Origin of the sequence: Kitasatospora indigofera, from assembly GCF_014655955.1 — a bacterium.
Lineage (GTDB): Bacteria > Actinomycetota > Actinomycetes > Streptomycetales > Streptomycetaceae > Kitasatospora > Kitasatospora indigofera.
On the sequence record NZ_BNBO01000016.1, the window covers coordinates 67,785 to 79,062 of the forward strand.

6 protein-coding genes are annotated in these 11,278 nt (G+C 74.0%); all 6 read right to left on the reverse strand.

Annotation, left to right across the window (positions count from 1 at the left end):
- Window positions 1-609 precede the first annotated feature (609 nt).
- Entirely contained in the window at window positions 610-2,940 is a 2,331-nt protein-coding gene (locus IE329_RS16490) for a discoidin domain-containing protein (protein WP_229927497.1), read from the reverse strand.
- 369 nt (window positions 2,941-3,309) lie between these two features.
- Window positions 3,310-4,788, reverse strand: a complete 1,479-nt coding sequence (locus IE329_RS16495) for a pyridoxal phosphate-dependent decarboxylase family protein (RefSeq protein ID WP_190211631.1) — start codon at window positions 4,786-4,788, stop codon at window positions 3,310-3,312.
- A complete protein-coding gene (locus tag IE329_RS16500) occupies window positions 4,778-6,304 on the reverse strand; it encodes an MFS transporter (RefSeq protein WP_190211632.1) in 1,527 nt (508 codons plus the stop codon). Before IE329_RS16500 ends, IE329_RS16495 begins: the two co-directional genes overlap by 11 nt.
- The gene (locus IE329_RS16505; RefSeq protein WP_229927498.1) at window positions 6,301-7,437 is read right to left on the reverse strand and encodes an LLM class flavin-dependent oxidoreductase; all 1,137 of its coding nucleotides are present in this window, start codon (window positions 7,435-7,437) and stop codon (window positions 6,301-6,303) included. Before IE329_RS16505 ends, IE329_RS16500 begins: the two co-directional genes overlap by 4 nt.
- A gap of 471 nt (window positions 7,438-7,908) precedes the next feature.
- Complete coding sequence (locus tag IE329_RS16510) at window positions 7,909-9,234, reverse strand: PP2C family protein-serine/threonine phosphatase (protein ID WP_190211633.1); 1,326 nt, start codon at window positions 9,232-9,234, stop codon at window positions 7,909-7,911.
- Between the two features lie 186 nt (window positions 9,235-9,420).
- The coding region (locus IE329_RS16515; protein WP_190211634.1) for a bifunctional polysaccharide deacetylase/glycosyltransferase family 2 protein at window positions 9,421-11,278 on the reverse strand (1,858 nt) is incomplete at its 5' end.

Consider the following 11,278-nt stretch of genomic DNA (forward strand, 5'->3'; position numbering starts at 1 on the left):
CGTTGCCGGTGGAGGAGACGCCCTGCAGGGCGGGGAGCCCGGCCGGGAGCGGAGGAGTAGTTCCAACAAGAAGCGACAGAATCGCTTCGAAATCACCAGGATCGAACTGGTGCGTCACAGGAAACGCCCCGTTCACCCCGACCGTCAAGGGTTTTCGACGATCTGCTGCCACCCGAGACGGCCCCGTGATGTGGGTCCAGGGCTGCAGAAGCGCCGCCCGGCGGGTTCTGCTCGTTCGACAGCCCTTGTCGCATAAGCCTGTTGAGCAGGCAGGGAGCTTCGGTCCGGTGTCCCTGCGGCCCGGCCGGCTTGCGCGGGGGAGGCGGAGGGGGAGGGTCCTGTTGCGCCGGGTCGAAGGGTCGTGGGCGCCTCCCGGTCCGTGGATCCGCGCGCAGGAGACGATGTCGCCCGGGTGTCGCCCGGGTCCTTGTTGTTAGATCGTGTTTGCTTCTGTGTAAACTCGGCGGCATTGGACCCGAAGATCAGGACGGCAGCAGGGCCTGGTTCGACGCTGCGGGGGAGGTGACCTTTGTCGGTGACACTTCTTGGCGCCCATGGCGAGCGGCCCGCTGGGCAAGGCCGGGCAGAGCAGAGCAGCGGGGCCGGGTACTACCTGCCGTGGACCTCCAACTCCCACAGCGAATAGCCCCAGCCGGTGCCGCGTTGGGTGCCGTACATCCGGACGTACCGGCCCGAGCCGTTGAGCCCGGTGAGGTCGTCGACCCCGCCCGCGCCGGCTGTGGTGGAGTAGATCGTGGTCCAGGTGGTCCCGTCGTTGGAGACCTGGATCCGGTAGGCCTTGGCGTAGGCGTTCTCCCAGGTCAGCTTCACCTCGCCGATGTTGTACGTCGCGCCGAGGTCGACCTGCAGCCACTGCGGATCGGTGTAGTTGCTGGCCCAACGGGTGGTGGTGCTGCCGTCCACGGCGGCGGACGGGCCGAGCGTGGCGATGTTCGACTCGGTGCTGGAGGCGGTGGCGGGCCGCCCCAGGGCCAGGTTCGGATCGGGGTGCGAGGGGCCGCGGACCTCGAACTCCCACAGCGAGTAGCCGTAGGTGGTGCCGCGTTGGGTGCCGTACATCCGGACGTACCGGCCCGAGCCGTTGAGCCCGGTGAGGTCGTCGACCCCGCCCGCGCCGGTCGTGGTGGAGTAGATCGTGGTCCAGGTGGTCCCGTCGTTGGAGACCTGGATCCGGTAGGCCTTGGCGTAGGCGTTCTCCCAGGTCAGCTTCACTTCCCCGATGTTGTACGTCGCGCCGAGGTCGACCTGCAGCCACTGCGGGTCGGAGTACTGGCTGGACCAGCGCCGGCCGTAGCTGCCGTCGGTGGCGCCGGCGGCGGGGAAGTCGGCGGTCTCCGTCGAGGACGCGGTGGCCGGCCTGTTCAGGGCCAGGTCACCGGCTGCCACGTCGCCGGGCCAGCCGGGGGCGTGCCCGATCGCGGCGATCACCGGCTGGAAGGCGCTGAACGTGGAGACCGGTTTGGGGGATCCCCAGGTCTGCTGGGCCAGTGCGCGCAGTGGTTCCATGATGCCGCCCGCGATCTGGCTCTCGGTCTCGGCGTTGGGGTTGTCGCACCAGACGTGCAGCGTCGACCCCAGGTTCCTGGTCGGGTCGGTCAGGGTGGCTCCACCCTGGAAGATGCCGGGATTCCACTGCTGGTACATGTAGGCCGTGTCCGGCTTCGCCCCGCCGAGCACGTAGTAGGTGGGCGTCCAGGAGCCGTTCTGGACGAGGTGGCCGGCGCTCACCAACTGCTGGGGGCTCAGGCCGTAGTTGTACCAGTAGTCGACCGTGATGTCGGCGGCCACCGGGACGGTGCCGTCGCCGGCGGCGATGCCGTCGTTCCAGATCCGCAAGGTCCTGCCGGAGCCCCGCACGATGGCGTCGGCCCAGCGGATGAACCCGTAGAACACGTCCTTGGGCTTGGCGGCGGCCCCGTACTGCTGCTTGGCGTAGGCGGCCAGCTGCGGGTAGCGGGCGTAGTCGGCGCCGTACTCGTCGGCGCCCAGGTGCCAGTCGCCGCCCGGGAAGAGCGGCAGGTACTCGGTGATCAGGTCCTTCATCAGCACGTACGACGCCGGGTTGGACAGGTCGATGTTCCCGCCGTCCGGGGTGCTGCCGTCGGCGGCCCTGAGCTTGAGCTCGGGGTGGGCCGCCAGGATGGTGTCCATGTGCCCGGGCATGTCCAGCTCCGGGACGACGGTGACGTGGTACCCGGCGGCGAACGCGATCAGGTCGGTGATCTCCTGCTTGCTGTAGTGCTGTCCGGAGACGATCTCCGGATGGGTCGAACTCTCCAGCCGGAATCCGAGGTTGTCGGAGAGGTGGAGGTGCAGGTAGTTGAGCTTGAGGTAGGCCATGTCCTTGATCTGGTTCCGCAGCCAGGCCACCGAGAAGTACTTGCGCCCGACATCGACCATCAGGCCGCGTTCCCGGTAGGAGGACCAGTCGCGGGCCGTGCCGGCCGGGATCGTGGCGGACTGCTTGAGCAGTTGCAGGACCGTCCGGGTGCCGTAGAACGCCCCGGCGCCGGTGGTGGCCTGGACCTTGACCGAGCTGCCGACGGACAGCGAGTAGCCCTCGGTGCCGAGACCGGTGTCCGTCGATCCGAGGGTCAGGAAGATGTCTCCGGCCACGACGGATCCGGCCGTCCCCGTCGTCGTCGGCGCGGTGACGCCGGTCAGCTGTCCGGCGTCCTCGGCGAAGGTGGCTGCCTCGCCCGCGAGTTGGGCGGCGTAGGCGCTGTCCACGACGATCCGGGAGGCCGGGCCGAAGGTGTACGAGGTGCCGGTGCCCGGCGTCCATTGCTGGAGGGCGGGAATCGTCCGGGGCGGCGACGCTGCCGCCCGGGCCTGTGGGGCGGTGGTTCCGGCCAGCCCGGTCACGGCTAATCCGAGGATCGCGAGCAGTCCGGCGAGGCGGTGGTGCGACTTCTTCACTGCTGACTCCTTGAGGGCGAGTGGCGCTGGTGAAGTCGGCTGGTATTGGTATAGACCTATGCGGGAATGGGGTCTATACCAGTGCTCGAAAGTAGACTGAAGGGCGCTCAATCTGTCAAGAGTGTGCAGAAATGCGGGGCGAAAGGGGCGCGTGGTGCCGCTTTCCGGACTCTTTCTGCACTTGGTCTGCGCCAAGCTGATGGCCGGGCTCACGGGCCGGCCGCGCTCGGCCGGGCTTCTCCGCGGCCCGCACACGACACCGCCCGCCCGGAGACCCGGACGGGCGGTTCCCTTCTGTCGCTGTCCCCGGGAGCCGGACCAGCGCTCACGTGCCGGCGTGCGGGACTCGGGCCGGGGCCTGCCGGGAGGTCAGATCCGGAAGATCGACCCCACGAACTCGGCCAGCAGCCGCTCCTTCAACGGGCCGGGCAGGGCGTCCAGCAGCACCAGGACGGGAGCCGTCCGGGCCGGCAGCCCGCCCTGCGGGTCGAGCCCGGCGAAGGCGAGCACGCCGGCGATCTCCTCCGGGCCGAGGGCCGCCGGGTCCAGCCCGGCCGCCAGCTCCGCCAGCGCCGGGTCCACCGCGACCGGCGGCAGGCCGCGGGCGGCCTTCAACGCGTCCGCCAGGTCGGCCAGCAGGGCGTCCACCTGGCCGGCCGTCGCCGGGGTCAGCGTCAGGTGCAGGTTGGGCGGCAGCCCGTCGAACGACAGCTGCGGCTGGAGGTACCAACCGCGCTCGCGCATCTCGTCGGCGAGGTGCAGCAGCAGGCTCAGGTCGGGGGCACCGTCCGCGCCGTCCAGGGTGAACGCGACCAGTCCCGCCGCCGGGTCACCGAGCACCCGCACCCCGGGGGCGGCCCGCAGCCCCGCGAGCAGCCGGTCGGACGCGTCGGCGACCCGGCCCGCCAGCGCGGTGTAGCCGTCCTCGCCGACGTGTCGCAGCACCGCCCAGGCCTGGGCCAGCAACCCGCCGGACTTGGTGCCCTGGACGGTCGGGTTGACCACCGGGTAGCCCGGCCAGCCGGCGTGCGCGAAGTACTGGTGGCGGCGCAGCTCGGCGTCCCGGTAGAGCACCACGGAGGCGCCCTTGTCGGCGTAGCCGTACTTGTGCAGGTCGACGGAGAGCGAGGTGACGCCCGGCACCGACAGGTCGAACGGCGGCACCTCGCGGCCCGTCCGGCGCAGGTACGGCAGGATCCAGCCGCCGATGCAGGCGTCGACGTGGCAGAGCACGCCCCGCTCGGCGGCGGCCGCCGCGATCTCCGCCACCGGGTCGACGACGCCGTGCGCGTAGGACGGCGCGGAGGCGACCACCAGCACCGTCCGTTCGTCGATCGCCGCCGCGACGGCCGCGGCGTCGGCCCGGAAGGTCTCCGGGTCCACCGGCACCACCACCGGCCGGACGCCCAGGTAGGCGGCGGCCTTGTGGAAGGCCGCGTGCGCGGTGGACGGCAGGACCAGCCGGGGCTCGGTCACCCCGCGGGTCGCCCGGGCGTGGTCACGGGCGGTCTTGACGGCCAGCAGGATGCTCTCGGTGCCCCCGCTGGTGAAGGTGCCCTGCACGCCCGGGGCGCCGAGCACGGCGGCCACCGCGGCCACGATGTCGTTCTCCAGGCGGGCGACGCTCGGGAAGACCGTCATGTCGAGCCCGTTCACGGTCGCGTAGGCGCTGTAGGCCTGCGCCGCGAGGGCGTCCAGACCGTCCAGGCCGGCGTCGTACACGTAGGCGAAGGTGCGGCCGCCGCGGGTCGGCGCGTCACCACCGCGCAGCGCCCGCAGCTCCGTCAGGACGTCCTCGGCGGGGCGGCCGGGGGGAAGGGCGGTGGGCGGGGTCGGTTCAGCTGACACGGGTGGTTCCGTCCTCGGGTGCGGGTGCGGGTGCGGGTGCGGGTGCGGGTGCGGGTGCGGGTGCGGGCATGGGTGCGGGCATGGGGCTGGGGCTGGGTACGGGCGTGGGTGCGGTACCGGTTCCGGTGGCGTCGGCACCGGCCTCCGGCACCGGCGGCGGACCGGCGAGCCGGACCTCCGCCCGGTACCGGTGCAGCAGCCACAGGCTCGCCGCCGCCAGCACGGCGGGGACCAGACCGGTGCCGGCCGTGATCGCGGTGAGCGCGGCCGGCGGCTGCACGCCCCGGTGCGCCGCGTCCGACGGGTGGAAGCCGCTCAGCGCCAGCAGCCCGGCGAACACCCCGGCGCCCACCGCGAGGGCCAGCGTCTCCGCGGCCGTCCACAGCCCGGTGAACGTCGCGGCGCGGCGGCTGCCGGTGCGCGCGGCGTCCGCGGCCAGCGTGTCGGCCAGCATGGTCAGCGGCAGCAGTTGCAGTCCCGCGTACGCCACGCCGACCACGGCCGCCGCGGCGTAGCCGAGCCAGGGACCGGCCACCCCGGTCAGGGCCAGCGCCCCCGCGCCCGCCACGAAGAGCACCGAGGCGCAGCCCTGCGCCCAGCCGGTGCCCCGGCTGCGGGCGAGCCGGTTCCACAGCGGCATCACCAGCACCAGCGGACCGATCATCGCGGCGAACAGCGGCGTGACCGCGCCCGGCGAGCCCAGCGTGTACGTCGCGAAGTACTGCACCCCGGCGAGCAGGACGCCGACCGCCAGGGCCTGCACCGTCCACATGCCCGCGAGGTACCGGAACGGCCGGTTGTCGCGGACCACGGCCAACTGCGCGCGCAGCGACGGTTCGGCCCGGCTGCGGGCCACCACCGGGGCCCGCCGGGTCGCGTACCAGGCCCCGAACATGCCCACCGCCAGCAGCCCGGCCACCGCGACCCCCATCAGCCGGTAGCCGCCCGGGGTGTCGCCGCCCGAGTGCGCCAGCGCCGGCGCGACCGCCCCCGACAGCAGGATCGCCGCCCCGAGGAACCCGACGCGCCAGCCCAGCATCCGGCCGCGCTCGGCGTCGTCCTCGGTCATCTCGGCGGGCATCGTCACGTACGGCACCTGGAAGACCGCGTAGGCCGTCGCGGCCAGCAGGAACACCACGGCGACGTACCCGGCCGCGGCCGCGCCGCGCACCGGCGGGGCCGCGAACAGCAGGGCGAACAGCGGCGGCAGGGTGCAGGCGCCGATCAGCAGGAACGGCCGTCGTGGCCCCTGCCGCCAGCCGCTGCGGTCCGAGACGGCGCCGACCAGCGGGTTGATCAGCACGTCCCAGGCCTTCGGCAGGAACACCGCCGCCCCGGCGACGGCGGCCGGCACGGCCAGCACGTCGGTCAGGTAGTACAGCAGGATCAGGCCGGGCACGGTGCCGAAGGTGCCGGTGGCGAGCGACCCCAGGCCGTAGCCGATCCGCACCACCGCGGGCAACGGCGCCCCGGCCGGTCCGGTCGTCGGCGGACGGCTGTCCGCGGCGGCGCTCACCGGGCCCCGCCCGCGGCCACCAGTGCGCGGACCCGGGGAAGCACCTCTTCGCCGACCCGGTACGCCTCCTCCAGATGCGGGTAGCCGGACAGCACGAACTCACCGATGCCGAGGCCGGCGTACTCCGCCAGTCGCTGCGCCACCTCGTCGTGCGAGCCGACCAGCGCGGTGCCGGCGCCCTCCCGCACCAGCCCCACCCCGGCCCACAGGTTCGGGGCGATCTCCAGCGACGCCGAGTCCGCCCGGCCGCCGTGCAGCGCCGCCATCCGGGCCTGCCCGGTGGAGTCCATCGCGGCGAACCGCCGCTGGGTCGCCCGGACGGCCTCCGGGTCCATCCGGGCCAGCATCCGGTCCGCCTCGGCCCAGGCCTCGGCCGCGGTGTCCCGCGCGATCAGATGGATCCGCAGGCCGTGCCGCAGCCGCCGGCCGTGGCGCGCGGCGAGGCCGTCCAGCCGCTCGACGCGGGCCGCCAGTGCCTGCGGCGGCTCCCCCCAGTAGAGCTGGACGTCGGCGCGGCGGGCCGACACCGCCTCGGCGGCCGGGCTGGCGCCCCCGAGGTACAGCGGCACCGGGTGCTCGGTGGCCGGGTCGACGAGGGCCGCGCCCTCGGTCCGGACGTAGCGGCCGCCGAGGTCGCCGCTGCGGCCGGCCAGCAGCTCCCGCAGCACCGCCATCACCTCGTCGGTGCGGTCGTAGCGCTCGTCGTGCGCGAGCGCGTCGCCGTACGCCCGCTGCTCGACGGGATCGCCGCCGGTCACCACGTTGAGCGCGAGCCGGCCGCCCGCGAACCGGCGGAACGCGTCCGCCTGCTGGGCCAGCAGGGTGGGGCTGGCGAACCCGGGGCGGAAGGCGACCAGGAAGCCGATCCGCTCGGTGTGCTGGGCGACGGCGGTGGCGATGATCCACGGGTCGACGCAGCCCAGGCCGACCGGCGCCAGCAGCGCGGTGAAGCCGGACTGCTCGGCGGCACGGGCCACCTGGGTCAGGTAGCCGACGTCGGCGCGGCGGCGGGTCGCGGCGGACGTGCGGCCCTGAACGGCGGTCACCCCGCCGGGATCGCGGCCGTCGCCGCCGGTCGGCAGGAACCAGTGGAACACCGGCTCCCCGGGGCGGGCCGATTCGTCTGCGGGCACGGGAACTCCTGACCGGGCGGTGCGCGGGCGGCAACCCCGGGTACGCGGGACCGGCCGGGACGGGCCCGGCGGGATGGACAGGGGGAGGGGGAGGGCGGAGCAGGGAACACGGTCCGGCGCGGGGCCCGCGGCGCACGGCCACCCGGGCCGGGAGCGCCCGCCGCACCGTCCGTCGTGGGGCGGTGGGCCGGACGGCGGGTGGTCAGGGAGCGGTGGGACAGGAAGCCGGGTGACAGGACCGCGGGTGACAGCTGTCCGGGCAGCCCGCCGGGGCACCGGAGCGGTGCGCGGGGAGGTGACGGGCTGCGAGGGGGCCTGGCATGGCACCGATCATGAACGACAACCGCCCCGCCCACAAGGGCCGGGCCCCGGGAGAACACCGCCGGGGCCGCCCGCGCGGGCGCCCGGGGACGTACCGGGCGCCCGCGCGGGCGGTGGCCCACCGGTGCCTGACCGGTGCGCGCCTGCGGCTCAGGGGGACGACGGGATGCGCAGGGCGAGCACCGCGACGTCGTCGTGCCCGTCGCCGGGGCGGGCCTCGGCCACGGCCCGGCCGAGCCGCTCCAGCGGCCGGTCGGCCATCGACGCCGCCACCGCGGCGACGCTCCGCAGGCCCTCGTCCAGGTCGCCGCGCGGGTGTTCGACGAGACCGTCGGTGAACATCACCACGGTGGCGCCGGCGGGCAGCGGGCACACGTGGTCGAAGCGGGGCATGGCGGTGTCGACGCCGAGGGGGACGTCGGGCGGCGCGCCCAGGTACCGCGCCCGGCCGTCCGGCGTGACCAGCAGCGGAGGCGGGTGCCCGGCGTTGCTCCAGCGCATCGCCCAGCCGTCCGCGTGCCGGTCGAAGCGGGCCAGGCACGCGGTGGCCATCGGCACCTCGGGCAGCGCGTGCAGGGTGTGGTCCAGCCGCGCGAGCACGCCGCTGGGCAGCGCCGCGTCGTCGTAGATCAACGCCTGCAGCATGTTGCGGACCTGGGACATCGCGGCGGCGGCCGCCACGTCGTGGCCGACCACGTCGCCGACCACCATCGCGCGGCCGCCGTCGGGCAGGACCAGCGCGTCGTACCAGTCGCCCCCGAGCAGGGCCGGCTCCGCGGCGGGCTGGTAGACGGCCCAGGCGGAGAGCGGCGCCAGGTCGGGCAGCCGGGGGAGCAGCAGCCGTTGGAACTGCTCCGCGCCGGCCCGGAGCCGGCCGTAGAGCCGGGCGTTCTCGATCGCCACCCCGGCCGCGCCGGCCAGCGCGGTCACCACGGCCTCGTCGTCGGCGTCGAACGGCTTCCCGTCGTACTTGTCGGTGAGGTACAGGTTCCCGTAGACGCGGCCCCGGACGGTGATGGCGACGCCGAGCAGGGTGCGCATCGGCGGATGGCCGGCCGGGAAGCCCGCGGAGTCCCGGTGGGCGGACAGCTGGTCCACCCGCAGCGGCTTCGGATGGTCGATCAGGTGGCCCAGGAGGCCTCGCCCGCGCGGGAGTTCCACGCCGGCCAGCTGCGCCAGCTCATGGCTGTCGAGGCCGACGGGTATGAAGTCGGCCAGCTCCCGGCCGTCCTCGTTGAGGACACCGAGGGCTCCGTACCGTGCCTCGACCAGCTCCATCGCGGTGGTGACGATCCGGCGCAGGACGACGGACAGCTCCAGCTCCCGGCTGATCGCCAGGACCGCCTCCAGCAGCCCGCCCATCCGGCCCTGGGCGCGGGCGAGTTCCTTGAGCTGCTCGCTGAGCCGGTTCAGGTCGGAGTCGAGGGTGAGAAGCCGGGACGGGAGGGGTGCCGTGTCCCGGGGCCGCTCGTCCATAGCGTCGCGCCTTTCCGCTGCCGTACCGTCACCCGGCCCGGCCAGGTGGCACCGTGTCCGCGTGCATCGCTCGCCCGAGGCTATCGGCCTCCCGGCCGGTGGATGCGTCGATTGCCCGCACACGTCCGCCGCAGGACGAGTCTGTCCGTTCGGGTGCGGGGACGGTGCGGATCCGGTCACGGGTGATCAGGTGCTCCGGCCGGGTGTCCGGGACCCCGCGTCCCGGGGCACGGACCGGAACGCCGAGGGCAGCGGGACCGGTACGTCGCCGTGGGCCGCCTCCACCCAGCTCTGCGCCAGTTCGAGGCCCGGCGGCACCGTTCCCGCGGCCGGGCCCGTGAGGTCCGGCGTACCGGCGGGCACCCGCAGCGACCCGTAGCGTTCCATCCGCTGCCAGCGCAGTCGTGACCCGGCGACGGCGGTGAAGACCGACTGGATCACGACCAGGTACATGAGCTGGCGGTGGACGAACTGCTGGAGCGGCAGGCTCCACAGCGGCCCCGGCCGCTCCTTGTCCAGCCGGAAGGCGTACAGCCCCAGCAGTGCCTGGAGCAGCAGGAAGGCGGTCCACAGCCCGAGGATGCGCAGGGGATCGAGGAAGACCAGGCCGTACACCGCGAAGACGTCCACGACGGGGGCGAGCAGCGGCAGCAGCACCTGGAACATCAGCAGGTAGAGCAGACCGCGCCGGCCCAGCTTGCCGGCCTGTCCGCGCTGGGAGAGGGCGCCGCGGTGCTTCCACATCGCCTGCAGGGTGCCGTAGCACCAGCGGTAGCGCTGCTTCCAGAGGGCGCCGAGCGAGGCGGGGGCCTCGGTCCAGGCCTTGGCGCGCTCCTCGTAGACGACCCGCCAGCCGTCCCGGCACAGGGCCATGGTCAGGTCGGTGTCCTCGGCGAGGGTGGCGTCGCTGACGCCGCCGACGCGCAGCAGGGCCTCCCGCCGGAAGGCACCCACCGCACCCGGGACGGTGGGCATGCACTCGGCGAGGTCGAACAGCCGGCGGTCCAGGTTGAACCCGACGACGTACTCGATGTGCTGCCAACGGCCCAGCAGTCCGCCCCGGTTGACGACCTTGGCGTTGCCGGAGACGGCGCCGACCCGGCGGTTGGCGAACGGCTGGACGATCATGCGGACGGCGTCCGGCTCGAAGACGGTGTCGCCGTCGACCATGACGAGCAGGTTGCAGGAGGCGGCGGCGATACCGGTGTTGAGGGCGGCGGGCTTGCCCGCGTTCTGCTGCCGGACGACCCGCACCCCGGGCAGCCGCAGGGCCTCGACGAGGTCGGCGGTGCCGTCGGTGGAGCCGTCGTCCACCACGATGACCTCCACCGGGTGGTCGGAGGCGAGCAGGGAGCGGACGGCCGCCTCGATGCCGGCGCTCTCGTTGTAGGCGGGGACGATGATGCTCACCGGTTCGGTCACCGCCTTGCCCCAGGGCTTGCGGCGCAGCCGGACGTGCCGGCGGGCGGCGACGACCACGGCGACCGCCCGGACCAGGCTGATCGCGCCCGCGGCCCAGAGCAGCCAGGAGATCCCGTCCAGGATCCCGTCGCCGGCCCGCAGGGCCATGATCAGTGCGGCGCCCTGCCAGTGCTCGACCGCCGCCGCCGGCCGGACCGGATCGCCGAGGGACACCGCCTCGCCGACCGTGGCGAAGCGGAAGCCCGAGGCCTTGAGCTGCGGGATCAGCTGCTCCAGGGCGGCCACGGTCTGCGAGCGGTCTCCACCGGAGTCGTGCATCAGCAGCACCTGGCCGCCGGTGCCCACGGGGGTCGAACCGGCGACGATCCGCGCCACTCCGGGGCGGCGCCAGTCCTCGCTGTCCAGGGTGGTGAGGACGGTGAGGTAGCCCTCCTGCCCGGCCTGGACGACGGCGCTCCAGTCGGCGTCGTCCAGTGCGTCACTGCCGGCGGAGTACGGCGGGCGCAGCAGGGCCGTGGTGACGCCGGTGGCACCCGCCACGGCCAGCTGGGACTCCCGCAGTTCCGTCGGCGTCGTCCAGTGCGTCACTGCCGGCGGAGTACGGCGGGCGCAGCAGGGCCGT

Bases quoted from the DNA above. Each gene is read 5' to 3' on its own strand.
- IE329_RS16510 (WP_190211633.1), bottom strand. From the start codon at position 9,234: ATGGACGAGCGGCCCCGGGACACGGCACCCCTCCCGTCCCGGCTTCTC.